Below are 22,895 nucleotides of genomic sequence, written 5' to 3'. Positions count from 1 at the left end.
ATTAGCCATTATATGTTCAACTTATCGACAAATATAAACAATTTCAATTAATTATAATAATTTTATTCAGCGAACCTTGGTCAATGGAAAAGTATGTCTGAACTGACACAATTAGTGTGGTTTGTTTTACCCGTCTTTACGCTTTGCCGCAGGAGTTTTTAGCGTATGCCTATTATTATTTAATTAGCAATAGCTAATTAAATAAAGCGTAATGACGAGGACATAATGATGAACAACATCACATCTACCCTACTACTTAGCGCGCTGGCTACATTGCCGATGAGTGCTCTCGCCACTAACACTGACTTTGGAGCCCAAGGTGCAAAACAGACCGCCAATCCGACTCTGGAACAGATGATGGAATATGCCATTCAAGATGAGTATCACGCTAAGGAAGAATACCGCTTGATCATGCAGACTTACGGCGCAATACGCCCCTTTACTAACATCATTAGAGCAGAACAGAAACACATTGAACGCCTAACTTCCTTATATCAACAAAGAGGGGTTGCCATCCCAGACGATACAGCGAAAGAGCATGTGGTTGTGCCAGATTCACTTAAAAATGCCTTTAGTACCGGTGTTTCGGCAGAAATCGACAACATTGCTATGTATCAGTCGTTTTTAAATTCTGAGTTACTGAAAAAGCCTGAAAACAGCGATATTAAGGGGGTATTTACCGCTTTAATGAACGCCTCCAAAAATCACTTAAGCGCTTTTGAACGACATGCCAATCGTTATTAGCCACTGTATCAGGCAGGGAGGATATCCCTGCCTATGCTCAGGTTAACTGGCAAATTTGTTGCCATTTTTCTCTTCTAACACTTTGATTCCGTGATAAAACATAAAGCATAACGGCGTGGTAATATTGAGCATCTCACCAAGCTCTAACACCTTGCCAGCAAACATATCAATTTCAGTACGCTTATTTTGCTCTAAATCTTGCAATGTCGAAGGTTTATTAGGAAACGGAATTTTGCTCACAGTCTGCTCTTGGCGATCGATATCGTCTTGAGTCAGTTCAACCCCTTTCGCATTGGCAATGGCTTTAACTTCGTACATGGCTTGACGACGAATCGCATTGGCATGTTCACTGACATGAAAAGCCCCAAAGGGAACACCTAGCAACGCACAGGTTAAGTTCTCGGAGACATTGCACATAAACTTAAACCACAGGCCCTTGATCATATCGTCATCGGTGCGATAAGGAATATCAGCACGGTTTAATAATGCCTGAATCGCGGCAACACGTTCACTTGTAACCGTATTTTTTGCTTCACCAAAATGAACCCAACCACCTTGAGGATTAAAGTTCGCCACGCCATTCGTCATCACAATGGAGATTCGCATATAAGAATAGAGTACACGCTGCGCACCATATTTAGCGATTAAACGTTCTTCACTATCGATACCGTTCATGACACAAAGAATTTGAGTGTGCTCCCCCACAAACGCCTCAATATCTTGCATGGCCTGTTCAAGCGCCATCTCTTTCACGGCGATGATAATAAGATCCATCGGTTGCCCGTTTTGGGGAGAAACGATACGGAATGTTTCCTTGGCTTGGTTGATGGTCACCCCTTGGGTTTCCAATCGAGTTTTTCGTTCACCACTGGCAATCACGCAGAAATGTTCGTTTCCAAGCATTTGATTAAGCCTTGGTGCAAAAAAAGCGCCCATTGCCCCTAGCCCAATGAGTGCGACATTGTTTATCTCCATCTTCCCTGTCCTTTTATTATTTTGCTCTGTTATTACCTTACTAAAAGTGGCGCAATAACAATATGAACTGAGAGGGAAAAACACAGCAACGTACTAAAATTGCCACCAAAGAAATCCCAATGGTTCAATTTAATTCCAGACGGTGATTTGCGCCTTAAAGCCGTTTCCTTTGGTAATCATCGGCATACATCACAAAAGTATTGGGCGAATCTTGACGATAGATGCCCATTTTGAAATAGGGACCAAAACAATCTTGATATGCTGTCGGCCCTATATAATTCACCACCTGTTGATGTTGAATCCACACTTTGACATACCCATCGCTAGACCAACTCCAATTGACATCGACTTTCATTTGATACCACTGATTTTTCTTAATGGGATCGCTGCGATACAACACCTTGCGTTGCATTTGAGTACGGTTATCGTGATTCACTGCCACTGAAGAAGTTTGCAACTTAATCAACAGTTGGTCACCATGAACATCTAGAGCCAAATTAGGGCTGCGACTCACTTCACCAAGATGTAAATCAGGCGTCGCATGCCATTGAGCAATCAGCGCTCGAACATTGTCGCTATGCCATTCGTTCGGGAAAAACACCCGGAATTGGTACTGAATCGGATGATGAAATGGCGCCCGATATTGCTCGTAAAGCTCAGTTCTGGGCCGATTGACTGTGCGAGTCTGTAACGTTTCCCCATGGCGAAGTTCAAAACGCACCACCGAGTTCTTCTTGTTGGTAGGATCGTTGGCTAAATGCAGGGCTCGGTGATTAGGCGCTTGCACCAACCAGCCTTTTAACGGCCATTGGTTAGCGTCGAAGGTGTGCAATGTCGTCTCTGCGCCAGGGAAATGACGAGCAGGACATGTTGTCAACTTGTCCGTATTCGCCAGCACACTCGTACTCACCAACCCAAAGCCGCTGAACAACAGCATCTTGATAAGCGTGTCTGCCCATTTTCTCATGGTAAACAAAACTCTTTTCAACGGATAATGTCGCCATCATAAGCAACAATAACCCACCAAAGCGTGCGCTAAAGCGTGATTTTACTTTGCTTAATGTAACCTGCACAAAACGCTGAAATATAAAAATAGATTAAGAAAGGCAGCCTAAGCTGCCTATATGAATTTACTGATGCTGAAAGCCAGCACTATGCTAATTTCGGCATGCCCGTGATATAGCCGACCATCGAACCATAGCCACCTTTAAAGTTAGCGCGAATATAAGGGTCGAGCGTATCTTTGACTTTATCATGCAGTGGGCTTTCCCAATCACCGGGGTGCTGAGAGTTACTCATGATGTAAGTCCAGCCATTGATTTCATCCACAGCGTGTAACCCTGTTGATTCAGCGCCAGCGGCGCAAGACATCACACGAGAGAGCTCGCCCGTATCCACATTATAAGCCCACAAGAAGTTATTAACGTGTAAGCCACTGTCTTCACCAATAAATAGTGTGCGCAATTTTTCAGAGAATTTAATGTTATCTGGGTTCGCAATTCGCTCTGCATTAGCCAAGTTACCTAGATAATCCGGTTTGGCTAAATCTTCACCCGCTAAGTTATACGGCACATGCATATGCGTTGAAACCCACTCACTATCAATCGGTTGACCGTGGTTGTCTTTTTGCCCGCCTAGCAAAGTGTGCTCAAACACTGCGCCAGCTTTTGGCCCTTCAACGTGAATATCGGTAGAACCATCAGTCATACTTTTATAGATGTAAGACATCGCTGAATACGCTTTTTTATCTGCGATATTGACGGTAGTCCCTTCCATTTTGGTAAACCCTAAAGAACCGCCTACCAATGCTGCGTAACGATGCGTTTCTAAATAAGCCGCAGCTTTTTCCATGCCCGGTTTAAGTTTCACCCAATTATCCTTGCCGCTGTAACGGATATGAGTAAAGCGATTATCATGGGGATCTTTGGTGCGAATATCCATGATATCCGAGGCTTTAAGGCCGCTATCCACCAGCTGCTTGATTTCATCGCTGGTTGCATGACCCAATTTTATCCAGCTGATATCACCAGCACCCGGCCCTTTACCTGAAACCTGAGTCCATTTCGCTACGTATAATTTGCCCGAAGACAAATCACGTTTTCGGTCAGCAATGAACATGAACAAACCACCATTGGTAGCATCATCTCCCATAATCACAGTGCGCTCATCCGGCATCACCTGCACCAACTCATGGGAAATGCGACCTAAGCAATAGTGCTTGTTCATCGAGCCAGTCCCATCTTTATTGACTGTCACTTCAGGCAAATGACCATAGTTATAGGGATTCGCTTTATTTTCATCACCAAACAGGTGTTTGCTATAACTTTTGAATTCTGCGTTATCAAGATCAGAGGCATCAGGTTCATATTCTTCGCTCGATAAGTGAGTCCCCCACGGTGATAAACTCGCCCCACATGTGATCCATAAACCACCCACGCCCGAGGTATCCACGTTACTGTATTTCACCAGTTTTAATTCACCTGTTTGAGGGTTTTGATCCAGTGTTAACACTGCAATAGGCGAAGGCAAACGGCCATACATATCCTCTTGCGCGCCATTTTGTGACGTATATTCAAACTGAACCACCGCAAATACTGGGTTACCGTACACACCATCAACATGCGCACCATCAACCGTTAATAGGCTTGAACCATCTGGACAATCAGAAAAGAACTGACGATTGTTGGCCGTAGGATCAAGAATCGGTTGATTATTGATATCGTAGTAACCACCAGCAACAACCGTATTACCCTTACCATCAGGGACAAGATCACCAGTAATAAAGAAAGGTTTGTAAGCCAGCGCGACCTCGCGGCTTGTTCCATCGGTAAAACGAAGTTGCATTGATGATCCGATAGTCGTTGTCGACATCGCAGCTGGATCAGATAGAGACGGGGCATCCATCGATATAAAACGCACCGCATTAAGCTTGGCATCACTGCTGGTAGCTGCTAAGGAGCTGGCAACAGCCGTTGAACTGCAGCCTGCGGTTAAAAAACTTCCAGCAAGAGGCAATAAAGGCGCTCCGGCTAAGAACTGCATCATACGACGACGACTGCTATCGACTGAATTGGTTTTATCAACTGTATTAGATTCGTGAGACATTGAACGCTTCCTTGATATAAGACTGTAAGTCCGAATACCAACATTCGTCTTTTCTTTATTATTGATATACCCAACGGTTCATGATTCCGCTGCAAAGCTTTTCTCCACCAGCGTCTGTGATCAGTTAGGTATATAAGCCTGACGATGTTAGTCCTGAATCCAACATAACCGTCTAATATGAACATTATCTTGCAGTTCTATTAAGACTAAAAGTCATGGATTCAACTTGAGATATAGCTTCACGACGCCAATTTAATAATTAATTTTTGTGCTTATCATTAAATAAATTCACTATTTATTAATCAGTTAAAATTAAAAAATAAAATTCAGTGATTTATTTTCGATAAATATTACCTTTCACTGTAAGAGTTGCCCTGGTGAGTACGACTAATGATTGAAAACAGAAAATAACGGCTTGAGGAACTTAAACGCCGTCAACAACATTAGCCATGATTTAAAAGGAACATATTATGAAAACCTCTCTACTCTCTACTATCGCTTTAACATCATCAATGGCACTTGCATCAGGTACAGCAATCGCTAGCGATAATCCATTTAGCGTTCAACCGCTAGATTCTGGCTATCAACTGGCCTCTCATCACGGAAAAATGGGGGATGCGAAATGTGGCGAAGCCAAGTGTGGTGAAGCAAAATGCGGCGCAACGATGATGGAAGAAGAGAAAACCATGGAAGGCAAATGCGGTGAAGGAAAATGCGGTAGCTAATCTATTTTCTAGCATGGGAGAGGCTTCCTCTCCCATTCACTGCTAAGGAGCATGTATGCACACACTTCAAGGCGCAGGGTTAGGCTTTCGCAGAGAAATGCTACACGATCTGAAACAATCGCCCCCCAATGTCGACTTTTTTGAAATTGCCCCTGAAAATTGGCTAGGACTTGGAGGGCGTTTCGCCGCTGATCTGCACTATTTTACTGAACGATATCCGTTTGTTTGCCACGGTTTATCCCTTTCCCTTGGCGGAACAGAACCGATTGACAAGCCCTTTTTACAGCAGGTAAAGCAGTTCATTCACGATCATCAAATTCGTTTTTACACCGAACATCTTTCTTGGTGTACCGATGACGGCCATTTATACGATTTACTGCCGATTCCTTGCACTTTTGAGGCAGTTAACTGGTTAGTAAGCCGTATCCAGCAAGTGCAAGAGATTCTCGGAATGCAAATAGGGATAGAAAATGCTTCAACGTATTTAAGGCCCGATAACGCTGAGATGTCAGAAGAGATGTTTATTCACGAAATCGTCCAGCGGTCTGGTTGCTTTTTGCATCTTGATGTCAATAACATCTACGTTAACAGCCAAAATTTCCATTTCAATCCGCTTACTTACCTAAACGCACTGCCACTGGATAAAGTGGGTTACATCCATGTAGCAGGCCATTACACCAGAGACGACGGCATCATTATTGATAGTCATGGTGCTGATGTGATTGACCCTGTCTGGCAGTTGCTGGCCGACGCGTACTCGGTTATCAATGATGCCAACCTCGCCACTTGCCTCGAGCGCGATTTCAATTACCCAGGAATGACCTCCTTACTCAAAGAGGTTGATACCATCAAGCAGCTGCAAGCTTGCTTCTCTCATGCCAGACAAGGAGAGGACCATGTCCGCACCAAATTCGCTTAGGGAATTTCAATTGTCTTTCGGTCGTTACTTGCGAGCTGATGATACGAACCCGCCACCACCTTGTGTTGATCATAATCGTGCGGCTATCTACAAAGATCTGCTAAACAATAATGTGGCGGGATTCATTAACCAATGCTTTCCTGTGACCCGTAGCTTAATCCCGACACCGCAATGGACACAGCTCTGCCAACACTTTTTTACTGAATGGCGTAGCCCATCGCCTCTCTTTCGCGATATTCCCCATCAGTTTTTGGAATTCATACAACAAAGTCATTACCTTGATGAACTTCCTGCTTGGTTTACGGATCTCGCACATTATGAGTGGGTTGAGCTTTATCTAGAGACGGTGCAAGTGGACTCCATCGAACCAACGTTAGGTAAACTGACCCTCAATCAACCAGTGATCCCTTTGGTATATTCTTGGCCCGTACAACAATTATGCGTGGACTGGATACCAGACACACCACAAGAAACGTATTTGATTGCGCTTCGAACCGCGACCCATGACATTAAATTTATTTCTGCCAATGCACCAACATTATTGATACTGCATGAACTGTGCGAAAGCCCACTCACTGAAGAAGCACTTGTGCGACGTCTCGCCGTACAACTTGGTAGACCTTGTGATGATGCCTTTTACCATCATTGCCAACAAGTTATCGAACAATTAACTGAGCAGCAGGTTTTGCTATAACGACGCAACCTAGGGGTTACTATGACTATGTTTTATCGATTGAATCATCATTGGCACTGCCTACTAAAAGCACTAAGGCATATAGATTTTCTTGGTCCATTAGCACTTCGAATCTATCTTGCCCCCATTTTCATTTTGGCGGGCTGGCACAAATTGAACGCCCTCGATAATACGGCATTTTACTTTGGTGAATACCTACATTTACCAGCACCAATGGCAATGGCGATCTTGGCTGGCTCGGCCGAATTTATAGGCGGTATTGCCCTGTTACTAGGAATTGGCCTACGAATAATGACGATTCCATTGATGATCACAATGATCATTGCCGCAACCACTGCCCACTGGGAAAATGGCTGGCATGCGTTACCAGAAACTCAGCTCACCGTTCCTTGGGAATGGCGTACCGACCTCATTGAAGAGGCGCAGCAGCGCAAAACGGCAGCCATTTCCCTGTTAAAGGCACATGGCAATTATCAGTGGCTAACCCAAGCGGGTAGCTTCACGGTATTAAAAAATGGCATCGAATTCGCAGCCACCTATTTCATTATGCTGTTAACACTGCTGTTCACAGGCGCCGGACGCTTTGTCAGCATCGACTACTGGGTTGATAGACACTGCAAAACCAAGCACGTCGATGAAACGGTGTAATAACGATGCCTCGGAAAAAGATTGGACTAGTGGCCAATAGATATTGGCCATAACAAATATATTTATAAATTTCCTACTCCCCCATCAATGAGTAATTCGGAACCAAGCATATAAGTAGATTCGTCAGAAGCTAGAAAAACGGCGGCTTTTGCTAATTCTAGTGGCGTACCCAAACGCTTCATTGGCACCAATTCTTTTACTTGATTAATTAAGGCTATTTGTTCTTTCTCGGGCAGACCAAACTTATCAAATGCATCTGTCTGTGTAGGACCGGGACTTAGGGCATTAACCCTAATTCCCAGATGTTTTAGCTCACCGGATAGTGTTCTAGCAAGTGATATTAATGCTGCTTTACTTGCAGAATAGACACTACTCTGGGGCAACCCTATCTGAGCAGAAACACTCCCACAAAGAATGATAGAGGCTGAATCAGATAACAATGGCAACAGTGAGCGAATAAGAAAGAAAGGTCCTTTTAAATTTGTATTTATCACACGATCAAAGCTTTCTTCATCCCATTCATCTAATAATTTGTGTGTGACATCACCTGCATTGATGTAAAGAATATCTAGTCTTGGAAATACTGTTTTAATTTCTTCAGCCAAATGATTTTGCTGATGAATATTAGATGAATCATTTTGAAACAGTAGTGTGTCTTTTGCTAACTCACCTTTTGCTTTTTCTAATCCCTTTTCACTACGCCCTGTAATTGCAAACGTTGCCCCCTCTAAACAGAACTGCTTTGCCGTTTCTAATCCAATACCAGCGGTACCTCCGGTTATTAAAGCATATTTATTCTCTAGTCTTAACGCCATGACATCTCCCGTTGTTTTTCTGTACATAAAGGAGCATTATTAGACCTATAGTTTCAATTGTATAGTAGGTACCAAATGGATACTAAAGAGAAAAATAAAAATTATCGCCCGCCTTGTCCCATGGTGGACTTCGTAAATATTGTTTCGGGTAAATGGGCGATTCCAATTCTATATCGGTTAATCGTAACAAATCATTTAATTCGCTTTGGTGAATTGCAAAGAGCAATAGGACCTATTACGCAAAAAGAACTGACCAAACAATTGCGCGCTTTTGAACACTTGGGGCTCGTTCGTAGAATAGTCTATCCAGAAATGCCACCCAGAGTGGAATATTGTGTAACGGATTTGGGGCTAACTTTAAAACCCACTCTAGATTCACTCGCACACTGGATGACTCAGCATAGGGAGCAATTGATTTCCCAATCAGAAAGATCAAATGAGTAGCAATTAAAAATGCATCTTAAATTAAAGATCAAAGTTAATATTAAGGTTTTCTCACTTTAAATATTACTTATATATAAAATGTAAACATCGTGATAAGTACATCTAAATTTATTATTTTATTTTAAATACTGGCCATTCAAAGTAATATTCATCCTCTTTGGTTGGCTATTATTTAAAAATAAAATTTATGAAAAAAACACTCGTTACTTTATGTGCAGTGAGTGCACCTTTTTTGACTAACATCGCATTCGCTGCAGACGCAGGCACACCAGCAATAATTGGTAGCTACGATGGAATTGAGTATAACTTCTGGCGTCAAAATTATCAGGTGAATGGCGCTAGAGACGGTGATGAATCAGGCTATATGGCAAGCTTTGTCTATACTCCTAAAACCGTAATTATTCCTAACATGCGCGCCGCAACAACTGAGATTAATGGCAATACATTAAATTATGATAAACAGGATCTCTCCTTATATTACAACATCATTAATACCGATTACGGGTTATTAAGCCTTGGAGGCGGTTGGTCACAAGCTCTTGGTCACTCTTATTTAAGTGGTCAAAAGAAATCGTTAGACAAAATCAAAGGCCATGTCTTTGGCGCGGTGGAAATAGGCTCTGCAGTGACCGGAATCCTCTTCGCACAGGGTATTTTTAGCGAAGGTCAATACGATTACAAAGTGGCTTGGAAATACCCGTTCAAATCCGATTCAATCGAATTAGATCTTCAAGCCGGTTACCGAGCGTTCGAAATTGATTTTGCAGACTTCGGTGGACTAAATAATGCAGTAAAAAGCTCTGTCGACGGCTTCTTTATCGGGGCTTCACTGTATTTGCTGTAATCTATTAAACAATAGAGCCCCGCTTGGTTTAGCAAGCGGGGCTCTCATTCATTTCACAGTCAATGACCAAAACAAGTTAATCATTCTGCTACTTTATTGATTACGCTTTTTCTTCTTTTTACCTATACCGGCAGGTTTCGCGCGTGGTTTCATAGGCAAAAAGTAAGCTTCGCTTTGATCATCTTCTACTTCAAAACCTTCCACTTGCTCACGCTCAAGTTTAAATTTATTTTTCTTTTCAATCACTTTAAAGTGATGATAATCGTCATAATCAATCAACGAGATACCGAGGCCCACTTCACCAGCACGACCACTACGCCCGATTCGGTGCATATAATCTGCCGGGCTACGTGGTAAATCAAAGTTAATCACGACAGGCAATTTTTCTATATCCAGACCACGGGCGGCAATATCCGTCGCGATGAGAACTTGAATCTCACCAGACTTAAACTCTTCAAGTACACGTGTACGAGCACCCTGCCCTTGGTCACCATGAAATACAGCGGCAGTAATGCCACGTTTCGACAGCTTTTGTGCCAGATGGTTACACCCATTTTTGGCATTCACAAAAATCAACGTTTGGCGCCATTGATGTTGTTTGATTAAGTGCGCCAGCACAGCCGTCTTTTGCCCTTTATTCACACTGAACACACGCTGTACCAATGTGCTTGCATCTGCACTCTGTAATTGAATATCTACTGGGTCTTTAAGCAGATTTTGAGCTAAGTTCGTTACCTTTTCAGGAAACGTAGCAGAAAACAGCAAGGTCTGTTTGTTCGCAGGTAGCAGTGCCAGAATCTTATTCAGTTCCTCAGTGAATCCAAGGCTCAACATACGGTCAGCTTCATCGAGCACAAGAGTTTTCACTTGATCCAACTTAATCGCGTTACTCGATACCAAATCAAGCAAACGGCCCGGTGTTGCAACAATGATGTCACTACCACCACGTAATGCGAGCATTTGCGGGTTGACCGATACGCCACCAAACACTGCCATCGTTTTAAGTTTGTCTCTTAGATGGTACGAGTAAGATTTAATGCTATACGCGACCTGTGATGCCAGCTCACGAGTAGGAACTAAAACCAAGTGAGAAACAAAATTACCACGACGAGTCTGCATCGCATCTTGCTCAAGGATCTTTTGCAACAACGGCAAAGCAAAGGCAGCCGTTTTACCCGAACCTGTATTTGCACCTCCGACAAGATCCCTTCCCTCAAGTATATGTGGGATAGCATCAGATTGAATGGGGGTCGGTTGGCTATATTCCAACTCTTGTAGTCGTTCAACTAAAGTGGACACTAGGCCGAGGCTGGTAAACGTTGCTTGCTGTGAATTATCTGTCATTACGTGTGTGATTCTGTACTTGGTATGGTAAAGGGCGTGTATCTTATGCTATTTGCCGCAAGGATGTTAGCCATAATTCACAAATACGGATGATTTGGTTCTGGTGCAATTTTTCTAATAGTTGATGAATCAAGCAAGAGGATAAAGCGAGAATGGTGCCGATTATCAGAGTTGAACTGACGACCTACGCATTACGAATGCGTTGCTCTACCTACTGAGCTAAATCGGCACATAACCATAATTTAACGTGCTGATTTTATTCTTATATCGCGACAATATAAACTAGTTTCATCAGAGTAAATTGTTATTTAAATTAGGATTTTAAATCCTAAATGACATATTGATTATCCAACCCTTGAATGGGGCAATCATCACGCCGATTTGCGGTCAATTCCAAGGTAACACCGCGACTTATGGCCAGCGCGCCTGATAACTCGCGACCATCTTTTCATAACTGGCTTGAGTCATCACCGTTTTATTGGGTCTCACAACCAAATTAAAAGCGTCACTTAAACCGTAAGGTGCGTAGCATTCTACTTCACCGAGGTGATTTAAAGTAAACCCGATAGCGAAGGCAGGTAGCCAAGACTCTATTCCCTGCTCAACGCGCAGATAAGGCTGCACTGTCATCCCAAATTTGCGGAGATACATATCATGAATTCTGGCTTGGTTTTTCACATCAAGCTCATAACCATGGGTTACTAAAGCTGATATTTGATCTTGATACTCCTGCTGAGAGACGTCTCCTCCACTATCAAAATAGATGACATCAATATCTTTTATCTGGCTGAGTAAAGGCAGATCTAATTGATGATTCCAAATCAGTTCAGTTAATGCGCCGCCACCAATATAAAAATTGGGTAGGCCTACATCGACGCAGGCTTGGGCGGTTTGTATGAGTGTTGGTTCAGAACAAATAAGATCAACGAACTGATCTTTAAGGTTTTCATTGAGCAATACTAGGCGACTCCTTGGCAATGAGTCAGTGTTTGTAATGCGCTCAACGCTTTGTCTGCTTGCTCTGACGGCACAAAAATATGATCGTGAAAATAGGCCGCAATCACGTTAGCACTCACCCCCACTTCAGTAAGTTTCGTGGCCACTACTGCGGTTAGTCCAACAGCTTCAAGACTAGAATGAACATTGAGGGTAATTTTACGGAAAGTACGATCGAATTCTATTCCTGCGTTAATTGCAGAGTATTTATGAATAATTAGCGTCAAACCTTCCGCTTCTAGAAACGTCGCAATGGGTTTTAATGAGAGATACTCTTCTAAGTTCCCAGTAACCGAACAGAATACCCATTCAGCTTTAGATAACTCCGGTGACATCGAAGCAAGTAACGTCTCCAACTCTGTGATTCCTGACATAACGCCTCCCTTATTACGCGAGTGACACTGAGTGGTTTTAGCCACTTTACCACTACGAAAATTAAAGGGTAAGCCTCTCATAGCAAAGAATTTTATTGATATAAATTACGATAATAACTAAGTGACCGGATCTAGAAGCTATCTTCTGAAATCCGGCTTTATTTAAGCTAAAAATAGCTGACTCGAGCCCGTAGATTAAATACTACTAATGTTTAGGATTAGGTTAGGATCGGGGCAGTTTGATAAGTAAAAATCTGCTTGTTCAGGATTCACGACTCCGGTGTAATCATCGGTTGAACCCTGCATATCTTTTACAATCTGAAAATGTAAATGGGTTGGCCAGCCACCATTTTCTGCGGACGTTCCTATCGTCGCGAATTGTTGGCCTTGAGCTATCTGCTGCCCCACTCTGAGAGCCGTGAGAGAAGCACGAGCTAAATGGCCATACAATGTAAAAAACACATGGCCTTCTAACTTATGGCGTAAAATCACGACCGGGCCATAGTCACCTATTGTGTCGTGATCAGCAAACCCCAACACCTCCCCCGCCAATGGCGCAAAGACGGGATTACCCGCGGGAATCCCCAAATCAACACCAATATGCAGTGTGCACGCTTCACGCCCAGCAAAGTTATCTGTGTCTTGATAGATCATGCGCTCTTCTGCGTAGCGGCCAATATTCACCACGGCACCAATTTGGCTTGCTCGTTTGTGCATTTCTTCCACATAATTAGCACCTTCACGCACTTTATCCCAGATATCACCAGTGGGTGTTAGATCGACCACCAATGGAATTCCATGTTGTAAATGCTCGGGAATTACGCAATGAAAGTCATGTTGAGCTAGTACGGATTCTAATGTTGAACTCATGCTTGCGCCTCTTTTCCTACAGAAATAGGGTTGGTTGGAATAATAATCATGGCGAGTAGGTAACCAGCCGCGGCTACGATTGTTGGCAAAGTCAAATTCACATTAACAAGAATGGCGGTTAAATAACCGGTTAAAGTCCAAGCTAATCCTACCATGGTACTGGCAAGCGCCATTGCCCAACCTTGATCGCTATGTTTCGCACGATCAGAAAGTGCAGTGATATATAAAGGAAATGAGAGCGCGACTAACGCAGAGGTCACCACCATCGCTATGACATGTAGAGTAAAGTTTGGCGCATAAGCAAGTGCAAGCATTCCCAGAGCATCGCCTAGTAACACTGTTTTTAAAGAACCAATTAAAGAGAACCGACTTAAGACAATTCGTGGTAATGCCAATAATGAAATGATCATCACGATGCCAATGGCCATCATAAAGTATTGGTAGGTATTACTCTGCACAGCAAGGTGGAAGCGTTCCGGAAAGATAAATGAAATGTTCTGAAAGTAAGAGCTCCAGCTAAATTGACACAAAAATACAATCAATAAACAAGGAATAAAGCCAGCTTGACTACGCGATAGTGGCGCAGCTAATGACCACGGATTTTCTGTCGTTAAAACCTGCTGTTTAGGCAATGACACTAAGTTAAGTAACACTAAACATACTACCGCAATCAGTAAACAAGCATAAAATGGTGCTTGTGGGCCATATAACGCAGATAGTTTACTCCCTAAAGCAGGACCAAACGACATGGCTGCCGTCATCACTACCGCCACCAAGCTCATCAATGTGGCTTTCGTTTTACCGCCGCTATTATCAGTAAGTACCGCTTGAGCAATAGGTTGGCTAGATGAACCGATACTGTTGATCATATTACCGGTAAACAATAGCACAACCGAACCGGTAATAACTGAGTACACCGGAATAGCAAACCCAATGGCTCCAGTAAGCAGACATAATACCATCACCACTTTACGGTTATATCGATCGGCAAAACGCGCAATAAAGGGAGTAAAAAACATAGAAATAAATGGCGCAACCGACATCACAGTGCCGAACAGCGCTCGGCGTTTTTCGAGCGACATTGATTGAGAAATCGCCATCGAGTGATCATTAGTTAAAAACAGACTGACATAAGCTGGGATTGTAATAAAAAACCCAGCCGATCCTAAAAAGATAATGAGGTATAAGACAAACAACGTTTTTTTAGACAAGGTTGGCATAGTTTGAATAGTCATGGATAGCTCCGAAAAAATACCTGACGATTCTACTCAGACAATCGAAAGATTACTACTAGCTAAACAATAAAAATGAGAATTATTATCAATTAAGTGCATTATTAGCATCTCTTATCGACGATAAATATTTTTCATTACCCTGTCTCGGTGAATTCTTGCCAGAATGAACTTATACCCAACCAAGATATCTATTTAAAAATTTAATTAATTTATATGGATATGAAATAGCAATTTACCGGAATGCCTTCATGGCGTTTGAACCAGTGTGTTTATAGGAGAGCAACGGAATGCTAGTCGTTAGACCAATCCGCCACAATGATTACCCGACTCTGCACGTCTGTGCCGAGGAATCAGGGCATGGGTTTACTTCCCTGCCCGTTGATGAAGCCTTACTGCATGAGCGTATTGAACACTCAGTAGCAAGTTTCAGTAAGCCAGTAACAGAACCCGATGGCGAAGGCTATTTGATGGTTGGCGTGGATAGTGAGACAGGAGAAATGGCCGGAACCACCGCGATTGAAGCTTCGATTGGTGGAGACGTTCCCGTTTATAGCTATCACATCAGCAAAATTATTCACTCATCCCAAAAACTTGGTATTAAAAACGTCGTTCGTTTACTAACACTGAGCAATCACTATGCTGGTTGCTCAGAAATTTGTACGCTCTTTCTTCGCCCTGCATATCGCCAAGGAATGAATGGTAAGTTGATGTCAAAATGTCGCTTTCTATTGATGGCTGAGCACCCTGAACGATTCTCTCCAACCGTGATTGCGGAGATGCGCGGTATCTCCGATGAACACGGTAAATCGCCCTTTTGGAAATGGCTCCAAGATGCCTTTTTCCATATCGAATTTACCCATGCCGATCATCTTATGGGCATCCGCGACAAATCCTTCATTACTGAGCTCATGCCAAAACTGCCAATTTACACCAACTTATTGAGTCGAGACGCTCAAGCAGTTATTGGTAAAGTTCACAAATACACGGTTCCAGCGTTAAAAATGCTGCAAAAAGAAGGATTTGTATGCCGTGATTACGTCGATATTTTTGATGCTGGCCCAACTGTCGAGTGCGATTTACACAATATAAATTCAGTCAAACACTCCCTACGAGCCACCGTTGCCATTGGCCAAGTAGGCAACAGTGATTTTTTAATTAGTAACACATCATTTGCTGATTTTCGCGCGGTCGCCACTAAAGCTTGGTACGACGCAGGATCCAATACACTGTTCGTTAACCAAGAGACTTTAGCGGCACTAAAAATACATCAGGGAGATGCGGTTAGACTACTGCCAATGTAGGCATTGCAAAACTTAACGGGTAATTAAGATGTTTTAGGATGCATGTCCTCTAACCAGCGGTATAAGGTGCGACGAGTCACGCCGAGAATATCAGCAGCCTGCGCTTTATTGCCCTCAGTTTTGTCTAATACGTAGTCCACATAATCTTGTTGGATCTTTTGCATCGGTGGCAAAGAACCTGATGTTAAGGAATCAAACAAGCCGACAGGACCGTCTGCCTGAGCGCTACGTAAACGCTTAGGTAGATGCTCGGGCAAAATTTCTTCTCCTTCACAGAAAATCGCCGCTCGTTCCATGGCATTTTGTAATTCACGCACATTGCCCGGAAACGGATAGTTCAGCAATTGTTGCCAAGCTGAATGGCTAAGTTGGCGCGCTTGGGTTTTGCCTGCACGCTGCTGACTGGCAAGAAAATGTCTGGCAAGCAGCGCGATATCATCGCCCCGGTCGCGAAGAGGCGGAACTTGCAGCGTGAATGTTTCCAAACGGAAAAAGAGATCTTCCCGAAAGTCTCCTGCAGCAACGTTGGCTTCTAAATCACGATGCGTCGCCGCAACAATGCGCACATCAACCGATATTTCTTTATCACTGCCGACCGGACGAATCGTGCCTTCTTGTAACACGCGCAATAATTTAGCTTGTAGCGCTGGTGGCATTTCACCAATTTCATCTAACAGCAACGTGCCTCCTTGAGCTTCGCGTAGTAACCCTTGGCGCGCCTTTTGCGCCCCGGTATACGCCCCCGCGGCATGACCAAAAAATTCACTTTCTAATAATTCGCTGGGAATCCCTGCGCAGTTAACCGCCAAAAATGGCCCAGAGTGCCGCTCACTCTGCTGATGTATAGCGCGAGCGACCAGCTCTTTCCCCGTCCCGCTTTCTCCCAAAATTAACACTGGACCGTCTGCTCTTGAAATTTGTTTGATATTGGTAAACAAATGCTGCATCGCTGCACTTTCCCCTAACATGCCACAAAATTGTTCACCTTGCGCACGATGCTTTAATTGGCGATGATCTAATAAACGGTGTACGGTCATTAGGCAGTGGTCCATATCAAACGGTTTGGTCAGAAAGTCATCCGCCCCGGCTTTTAACGCTTGTACCGCCTGATTTACTGAGCCGAACGCCGTAATAAGTAAAATAGCTGGGGGATGGTTAAGCGCTTTAAGTTCGGGCACCAATGTCATGCCATTACGCCCAGGTAACCGCAGATCTGAGATAACCAGATCATATGTATTCTGTTCCAGCTTTGGTAGCGCCTCTTCGACCGATACCACTGCTGTCACTTTATACCCTTCACCTTCTAACTCTTCATATAAGAGTTCAGCAAGATCTTGATCATCTTCAATCAATAATATATTCATTACGTTAACTCCTCGGGAAAGTTCAATGTGACTTGTAACCCACCTTGTTCTGCATGTGAAAAGGTCATCTCTCCGCCATGGTCATGCACCACATTATGGACAATAGCCAAACCTAACCCTGTTCCTTTCCCTTTGGGTTTAGTGGTGAAAAATGGTTCTAATAACTGCTCAGGATTGATGTCACCTTTAATCCCCTCTCCATCATCCCAAATAGAAAGCTGCCACTTGCCGTCAGCGTGATGATATTCCACCCCCACCTGTGCCTGAGCCGCTTGGCAGGCATTACGCAGCAAATTAACCAGCACCAACTCAAAGCGAGCTTGGTCAATATATACTTTGATATTTTCGGGGACAGACACGTTAAAATTGGGCTGCGCACTCTGCTGCTCATAGTTGACCGATTCAATCGCACTTTCAATTAATGGGGCTAGTCTTAGCCATTCTCGCTGCAATCCACCTCGCGAGAAATCAAGTAATTGGCGAACAATACGGGTAAGTCTTCCCACTTGGCCTCGAATTGCATCTAGCTCATGTTGACCTTTCGGGTCACTATCTAATCTTGCTAAGCGGCGCGCTCGGCCGTCAATCACATTCAGTGGCGCACCAAGTTCATGGGCAATACCACTAACTAAACGACCCAATGCTGCCATCCGTTCTTGTCGTTCAAGTTGCTGATTGAGGGCGATTTCATGCGCTTGATGCGCTTTGATTTCTTGCTGGGCAGACTCTATATCATCAAGCATTTGGTTAAATGCCTTTGCGATTTTAGCCATTTCAGTCGAGCCATTATCAGCTGCGCGCTGGGTTAACTTGCCACGCCCAACTTCCCCCATCACATTGATTAAACGAGTCATTTCTCGACCTACCGCTTGCCGATAGCCGAACAATACGATCGCTAACGTCATCAATCCAACTAATCCCCAACTGCCCCATGCCCAATACGCAATGCGATCAACTGAGGTAGAAAAGTCGCTGGCTTTGCGCGTCACTTCCACCATCGTAGGCAACTGACCATTAGGCCCAGTGATTGGAACAAAGTGAGAATAAACACGCCGACCCGCTTGGTGTTGATAGGCATCCCCATCTTCTCCAACTTTAAGCATTTTTTCAGCTAAAGGATTATCATCGTTGTCATGGCGGGCAATACCAGCGGCGGCAATACGTTCACCATTCTTGTTATAGACAGATGCGCCGTAAACTTGCCCAATAGAGAACACGGCATCTAATGTGCGCTGCACGGTTTCAAGATCGCCTTTTTCAATCGCTTCGCCAATCGGCACCCGAATCGCGCGAGCGATCAATTTAATATCATCCTTTAACTTACGAGTCTGCTGCTCAGCCATGTAATAGGTACCGATACCTATAGAGGCTGCCGACAGAGCCCACAGCGGGATAAACACCAGTAATAACATACGCATAGTGAGCGTTAAGCGTCTGCGTTTTGCCAAATCTCCCCCTCAGCGACACGTTAACTGTGCCTTTTTGATTATGTGTATCTTTATGTCACACAAGTCAGGTTAAAGGGTGACACAAGTAAACACAAATCATCCGACAAAATTTAGCCTAGAATTTACATTGAAAAATAACTCAAATAAAACAATAGGTTAATAAAAATAGAAAAATTGGCATGCTTCTCGCTATGTAGTAAGGGACATTTAGAAAAACCTTCAGAAAGGAGCACATCATGCGTAAATTAGCGCTCGTAGCACTCGTAACCGCACTAGGCGCAGGCGTTTCAACGTCAGCACTGGCTGCCGGTCAACAAACAGCGCAGCCACAGGCTCAAACTCAAGCGCAAAATGTGAAAGTTTCTGATAAGGAACTCTCGCTTTTTGTTGAAGCAGAAAAATCGGTAAATTCGATTCGCCAAAGTGCGATTTCGAAACTGGGCCAAACTAAAGATCAAAATGCAGCACAAAAAATTCAACAACAAGCCAATGAAAGCATGGTAAAAGCGGTGAAAGACACTGGCTTATCTGTGCAAGACTACAACAAGATCGCTCGCGCACTACAAACGGATAAAGATCTGCGCTCGCGTATTTCACAACTACAGAAAGCAGGCTAACTGGTCATCTTTGTGAGGTTATCCTCTCAAAAGACTCCTCAACGAACAGTGCCTGTCCTTATAACGTCCTTAATGACATTTAGTTCATATCGATAAACATCAAGCCCACTTTTCCGTGCCAGATAAGTGGGCTTTTCTTGTTTAAAGCGGATTATTAATTTGGCGACGGTATTGAGACGGTGTAACCGCAAAATGCTTTTTGAAGGTACGACTAAAATGGGCCACATCATTAAAGCCTGTGGTATATGCAATATCCGAAATACTGCGATGGGTATTCTGATTATCCTGCAGTAACTCCGCCGATTTAAGCACTCGATCGTGCCAAATCAAACGGCTTAGCGATAACCCTTCTTCACTCAAAAGTTGATTGATGTAACGTGTTGAAACACCAATTTGATCTGCCACTTCTTGCCCCGTTAATTCCGCATCCATCGCATGGTGATCAATATATTGTTTAACGCGCACAACAATGCTCGCTTTACTATGGGTTAAGTGATGTTTTTGCTCAGAAAGCGTTTCAGCAAACAAACTCACGAGCAAATCAATCGTATGCCGGGTGACTTTTTCAACAACAAGGGGAGAACTGAACTGCGACGTTTGCGTTAATAACTGGAGATGCGCGCTAACAAATGATGCCATTTCGCTACGCTGACTGAGATCAAGTGAGACCAGTTGAGATAAATCTGAAAAGTACGGTTTAATCCCTTCTTTGGGCAAAACAATACTGACCAGATCAAAAGTCTGAGGAAATTCTAATTGATACTGACGACTCGCGTCACATAGCCACATGGCACCTTGATTAACCCGATTACGGTTATCATCCTGCTCGACGTGACATTGCCCGTTTAGCAACCAATTAAACACCAATTGATCGTGACGTGCATGATGGATAAGCCGCGGTGAACGCTGCACAGAATGAGGTGAAGCTTTTAGGTGGGCAACCTGAAGTTTACCGACTGGGTGAGCACTCAAAATACCAGAAAAGTTTGACTCTCTATCACATTCATAATGAAGAGGAATGATCGCATCCGTAGCAATCGAACGCCAACGTTCAAAATTGATCGCTGCAGTATCAAATCTTTTATCCATCATTCTCGTATCCTTCTTTTGCTCAATCTTGGCATAACTACATGTGGTGGGAGCAAGTTACGTGCCTAAACTGCCTACAGATTAGAAATAGGTTTACCGACTTAATTTTGGTGTCTTAAGCAAAAAAACTGTCCTTTTGAAAAAACAGGTTGTCGTTCTCAGACAAGCAAAAAATATAATATTATGTTCAATAATAATGAGGGATCATTTAAAACAAACACCTAACAAACCAGCATGGTGCAACCATTTATATTGCCGCACCAAGTTCATGCACTGAAAAGCTAACATTTTATGTTGAAATGCACTAAAACTCATATCAGTTCCTAATCAGTCAAAAAATCGCGCTTTTTTAGACAAGCACGCCGTAGCGTCCAGTTATACCTTAGTTATTAGATTTATCGATGAGCGAACTGTTTATCGCTCATCACCATGAAAAATATCATTGATAATACTTTTCAATGGGCAGACCGCAGGATGCGGCAATAAGACAAGGAAGCAATTATGTCGAGCAAATTAATCGGCCTCATTTATGTGGCACTCTGTTTTGTTCTGGTGGGTTCGAGTTATCCGATTGCGCAGCAAGCAATGGAAGAAGTACCGACTTGGACGTTCACTAGCATTACCTTTGCAATCGGTTTTTTATTTCTACTCCCTATTACTATCAAATCAGAAAAAACTAACTGGTTTAAAATCAGTATGAAAGATTGGGGAATTGTGGCAATACTCTCTTTGTTAGGCGCAGTGCTTTACAGTGTTTTTTTGCTTTACGGTTTGCCTTCCACCTCAGCAACCACTGCCTCGGTGATTACCAGTGCAGCTCCTGCATTCGTTGTCGTTATTTCGACACTTTTTTTTCGCGAAAAACTCACATTTAGTGTCGCTTTATCCGTTATTTTGGCGATTGTGAGTGTGGTCGTTATCTCGTTGCCTTCAGGGGGAAATAGCGGTAATACAACGGCACTAGGTCTAATCTTTTTACTGCTGTCTACCTTATCTAACGCTTTAAATATTGTTTTAGCTGGCAAACTGCAGTGTTCACTAAAACCAATGTCGATGGCGGCTGGCGTATGCCTGACTGGATTGGTGTTCTCAATACCGATGACGATATCTGAGTTGCAAAACTATTCCATTTCGTCACTCACAGGCAATAATATCGCGATTATGATCTATTACGGCGTATTCGTGTGGGCTGTTCCGTATATGTTTTTCTTCAAAGGCGTGACCAAGATTTCATCAGCATCGGCCGGTATTTGTGTGTCTGTCGTACCAGTGGCCTCTATGATCACGGCAGCTCTGTTTTACGATCAATCCGTCACCTCTGTCGGCCTATTTGCAACGGCGATCATCATTCTTTCTATTATTTTATCTGAAGTGGATATAACGAAGTTTTTCAAAAAACGACAACCTTCTACTAGCTCGTTATAAACCCAATTAGTGTTGAGCTGATTGCTCAGCACTATCCTGCTTGAAAAGGACATCACTATGACTGTTATCGATACCACGACAACCCAAGTTGTTAAACCTACACCGATTAAAGAGTTTATTGAGTTAAATCATCAAATCGAACACGGCATGCAAACCTACCCAGGGATGAGTCATGTTGATGTGTACGAACACCTGCCGCGCTTCGAAAATAACGCACTCATTGATGGTTTAAATATCTTTGGGATCTCTGGTACATACATCGACTCGCCCTTCCATGAAGATCCAAATGGACACAAAATCTGTGACTACCCATTAGAAAAACTGGTTAACCTTCCTGTGGTTGTCGTCAATAAACCCGACAACCGCATCTTTTTCGATATTGAAGATTTTTCTGGTTTAGATATAAAAGGATGCGCAGTGCTTCTAAATAGCAAACATTCTCAGTATTTCAACACAGAAGCCTACGGTGAAAACTGCCCTTATTTATCTAATCAAGCAGCTGAATACCTCGTCGCACAAGGCGCTGCGTTGGTAGGTATTGACTCTCCACTGGTAGACAACATTAACAACCCAGGGGCCGCTATACCTGTTCACAACATTTTGTTGAGTAATGGTGTTGTTATTTGCGAAGATATGACCAATATCTCTGCCATTGAAGGTAAGAATGCATATCTTTCTGCGGTTCCACCACGCGTACCAATGGCGAGTTTCCCAGCTCGCGTTTTTGCCGCTGTATACTAAATACGATCCGTTAATATTGCTTAGCCCGAGTAGTCTACTTGGGCTTTTTTATCCTTATTTTTCTCTATAAGTCACTGCACAAAAAAAGCGCAAAACTTTACTCTTTTTATAATAAATCCTCAATTTAATGCATCTTTTGCACCAAAAACAATCATTAATACCACATTAATTACCACAA

23 protein-coding genes and 1 tRNA gene are annotated in these 22,895 nt (G+C 43.2%); 11 read left to right on the top strand and 13 right to left on the bottom strand.

What is annotated here, in order from left to right; all coding sequences use genetic code 11:
* Positions 1-225: 225 nt before the first annotated feature.
* Positions 226-744 (top strand): ferritin-like domain-containing protein, encoded by a 519-nt coding sequence (locus I1A42_RS06700; RefSeq protein WP_196122991.1) that lies wholly within the window; start codon positions 226-228, stop codon positions 742-744.
* A 42-nt stretch (positions 745-786) separates the two neighbouring features.
* Here I1A42_RS06700 and I1A42_RS06695 read toward each other — a convergent pair whose 3' ends face one another.
* The 3 genes from I1A42_RS06695 to I1A42_RS06685 all read right to left on the bottom strand — a co-directional run bounded on the left by I1A42_RS06695 (position 787) and on the right by I1A42_RS06685 (position 4,824).
* On the bottom strand, positions 787-1,719 hold the full coding sequence (locus I1A42_RS06695) for a ketopantoate reductase family protein (protein ID WP_196122990.1): 933 nt from the start codon (positions 1,717-1,719) through the stop codon (positions 787-789).
* A gap of 154 nt (positions 1,720-1,873) precedes the next feature.
* Complete coding sequence (locus tag I1A42_RS06690) at positions 1,874-2,686, bottom strand: heparin lyase I family protein (RefSeq protein ID WP_196122989.1); 813 nt, start codon at positions 2,684-2,686, stop codon at positions 1,874-1,876.
* 185 nt (positions 2,687-2,871) lie between these two features.
* The gene (locus tag I1A42_RS06685; protein WP_196122988.1) at positions 2,872-4,824 is read right to left on the bottom strand and encodes a PhoX family protein; all 1,953 of its coding nucleotides are present in this window, start codon (positions 4,822-4,824) and stop codon (positions 2,872-2,874) included.
* Positions 4,825-5,294: 470 nt separating this feature from the next.
* Here I1A42_RS06685 and I1A42_RS06680 point away from each other — a divergent pair, with 470 nt between their 5' ends.
* Genes I1A42_RS06680 through I1A42_RS06665 form a run of 4 tightly spaced genes read left to right on the top strand, consistent with a single transcriptional unit; the run spans position 5,295 to position 7,810 of the window.
* Positions 5,295-5,549 (top strand): HvfA family oxazolone/thioamide-modified RiPP metallophore, encoded by a 255-nt coding sequence (locus I1A42_RS06680; protein WP_161156507.1) that lies wholly within the window; start codon positions 5,295-5,297, stop codon positions 5,547-5,549.
* A gap of 55 nt (positions 5,550-5,604) precedes the next feature.
* Positions 5,605-6,468 (top strand): HvfB family MNIO-type RiPP peptide maturase, encoded by an 864-nt coding sequence (locus I1A42_RS06675; RefSeq protein WP_196122987.1) that lies wholly within the window; start codon positions 5,605-5,607, stop codon positions 6,466-6,468.
* Complete coding sequence (locus I1A42_RS06670; protein ID WP_196122986.1) at positions 6,446-7,162, top strand: HvfC family RiPP maturation protein; 717 nt, start codon at positions 6,446-6,448, stop codon at positions 7,160-7,162. Before I1A42_RS06675 ends, I1A42_RS06670 begins: the two co-directional genes overlap by 23 nt.
* Before the next feature lie 21 nt (positions 7,163-7,183).
* A complete protein-coding gene (locus tag I1A42_RS06665; protein WP_230389348.1) occupies positions 7,184-7,810 on the top strand; it encodes an HvfX family Cu-binding RiPP maturation protein in 627 nt (208 codons plus the stop codon).
* A gap of 62 nt (positions 7,811-7,872) precedes the next feature.
* Here I1A42_RS06665 and I1A42_RS06660 read toward each other — a convergent pair whose 3' ends face one another.
* The gene (locus I1A42_RS06660) at positions 7,873-8,625 is read right to left on the bottom strand and encodes an SDR family oxidoreductase (RefSeq protein WP_196122985.1); all 753 of its coding nucleotides are present in this window, start codon (positions 8,623-8,625) and stop codon (positions 7,873-7,875) included.
* A 75-nt stretch (positions 8,626-8,700) separates the two neighbouring features.
* Here I1A42_RS06660 and I1A42_RS06655 point away from each other — a divergent pair, with 75 nt between their 5' ends.
* A complete protein-coding gene (locus I1A42_RS06655) occupies positions 8,701-9,069 on the top strand; it encodes a winged helix-turn-helix transcriptional regulator (RefSeq protein WP_196122984.1) in 369 nt (122 codons plus the stop codon).
* A gap of 187 nt (positions 9,070-9,256) precedes the next feature.
* The gene (locus I1A42_RS06650; RefSeq protein WP_196122983.1) at positions 9,257-9,913 is read left to right on the top strand and encodes a porin family protein; all 657 of its coding nucleotides are present in this window, start codon (positions 9,257-9,259) and stop codon (positions 9,911-9,913) included.
* Positions 9,914-10,006: 93 nt separating this feature from the next.
* On the opposite strand, the gene I1A42_RS06645 is transcribed toward I1A42_RS06650, so the two are convergent.
* The 6 genes from I1A42_RS06645 to I1A42_RS06620 form a co-directional block, all read right to left on the bottom strand.
* Complete coding sequence (locus I1A42_RS06645) at positions 10,007-11,257, bottom strand: DEAD/DEAH box helicase (RefSeq protein ID WP_196122982.1); 1,251 nt, start codon at positions 11,255-11,257, stop codon at positions 10,007-10,009.
* A gap of 153 nt (positions 11,258-11,410) precedes the next feature.
* Positions 11,411-11,486: transfer RNA gene (locus I1A42_RS06640), tRNA-Thr, on the bottom strand.
* Positions 11,487-11,668: 182 nt separating this feature from the next.
* On the bottom strand, positions 11,669-12,214 hold the full coding sequence (locus I1A42_RS06635) for a nucleotidyltransferase family protein (protein WP_196122981.1): 546 nt from the start codon (positions 12,212-12,214) through the stop codon (positions 11,669-11,671).
* A gap of 2 nt (positions 12,215-12,216) precedes the next feature.
* Positions 12,217-12,627 carry an ACT domain-containing protein gene (locus tag I1A42_RS06630; RefSeq protein WP_196122980.1) on the bottom strand — a complete coding sequence of 137 codons (411 nt, stop codon included), beginning with the start codon at positions 12,625-12,627 and terminating at the stop codon, positions 12,217-12,219.
* Between the two features lie 195 nt (positions 12,628-12,822).
* Entirely contained in the window at positions 12,823-13,497 is a 675-nt protein-coding gene (locus tag I1A42_RS06625) for a peptidoglycan DD-metalloendopeptidase family protein (RefSeq protein ID WP_196122979.1), read from the bottom strand.
* Entirely contained in the window at positions 13,494-14,732 is a 1,239-nt protein-coding gene (locus I1A42_RS06620; RefSeq protein WP_196122978.1) for an MFS transporter, read from the bottom strand. Before I1A42_RS06620 ends, I1A42_RS06625 begins: the two co-directional genes overlap by 4 nt.
* 287 nt (positions 14,733-15,019) lie before the next feature.
* Between I1A42_RS06620 and astA the strand changes: the two genes are divergently transcribed.
* Positions 15,020-16,033, top strand: a complete 1,014-nt coding sequence (gene astA / locus I1A42_RS06615; protein ID WP_196122977.1) for an arginine N-succinyltransferase — start codon at positions 15,020-15,022, stop codon at positions 16,031-16,033.
* Between the two features lie 23 nt (positions 16,034-16,056).
* On the opposite strand, the gene I1A42_RS06610 is transcribed toward astA, so the two are convergent.
* Both I1A42_RS06610 and I1A42_RS06605 read right to left on the bottom strand, forming a co-directional pair.
* Complete coding sequence (locus I1A42_RS06610) at positions 16,057-17,397, bottom strand: sigma-54-dependent transcriptional regulator (protein ID WP_196122976.1); 1,341 nt, start codon at positions 17,395-17,397, stop codon at positions 16,057-16,059.
* A complete protein-coding gene (locus I1A42_RS06605) occupies positions 17,397-18,845 on the bottom strand; it encodes a sensor histidine kinase (RefSeq protein WP_196122975.1) in 1,449 nt (482 codons plus the stop codon). The genes I1A42_RS06610 and I1A42_RS06605 overlap by 1 nt, the downstream gene beginning before the upstream one ends.
* Before the next feature lie 236 nt (positions 18,846-19,081).
* Between I1A42_RS06605 and I1A42_RS06600 the strand changes: the two genes are divergently transcribed.
* Complete coding sequence (locus I1A42_RS06600; RefSeq protein WP_161158405.1) at positions 19,082-19,462, top strand: DUF4168 domain-containing protein; 381 nt, start codon at positions 19,082-19,084, stop codon at positions 19,460-19,462.
* 141 nt (positions 19,463-19,603) lie between these two features.
* Here I1A42_RS06600 and I1A42_RS06595 read toward each other — a convergent pair whose 3' ends face one another.
* Positions 19,604-20,554: a helix-turn-helix domain-containing protein gene (locus I1A42_RS06595; RefSeq protein ID WP_196122974.1), complete on the bottom strand. Its 951-nt coding sequence runs from the start codon at positions 20,552-20,554 to the stop codon at positions 19,604-19,606.
* A 498-nt stretch (positions 20,555-21,052) separates the two neighbouring features.
* Here I1A42_RS06595 and I1A42_RS06590 point away from each other — a divergent pair, with 498 nt between their 5' ends.
* Both I1A42_RS06590 and I1A42_RS06585 read left to right on the top strand, forming a co-directional pair.
* Entirely contained in the window at positions 21,053-21,976 is a 924-nt protein-coding gene (locus tag I1A42_RS06590; protein ID WP_196122973.1) for a DMT family transporter, read from the top strand.
* Positions 21,977-22,033: 57 nt separating this feature from the next.
* The gene (locus tag I1A42_RS06585; RefSeq protein ID WP_196122972.1) at positions 22,034-22,717 is read left to right on the top strand and encodes a cyclase family protein; all 684 of its coding nucleotides are present in this window, start codon (positions 22,034-22,036) and stop codon (positions 22,715-22,717) included.
* Positions 22,718-22,895: the final 178 nt, after the last annotated feature.

This window comes from Vibrio nitrifigilis, assembly GCF_015686695.1.
Lineage (GTDB): Bacteria > Pseudomonadota > Gammaproteobacteria > Enterobacterales > Vibrionaceae > Vibrio > Vibrio nitrifigilis.
This window is presented reverse-complemented; position numbering and strand designations above follow the sequence as displayed.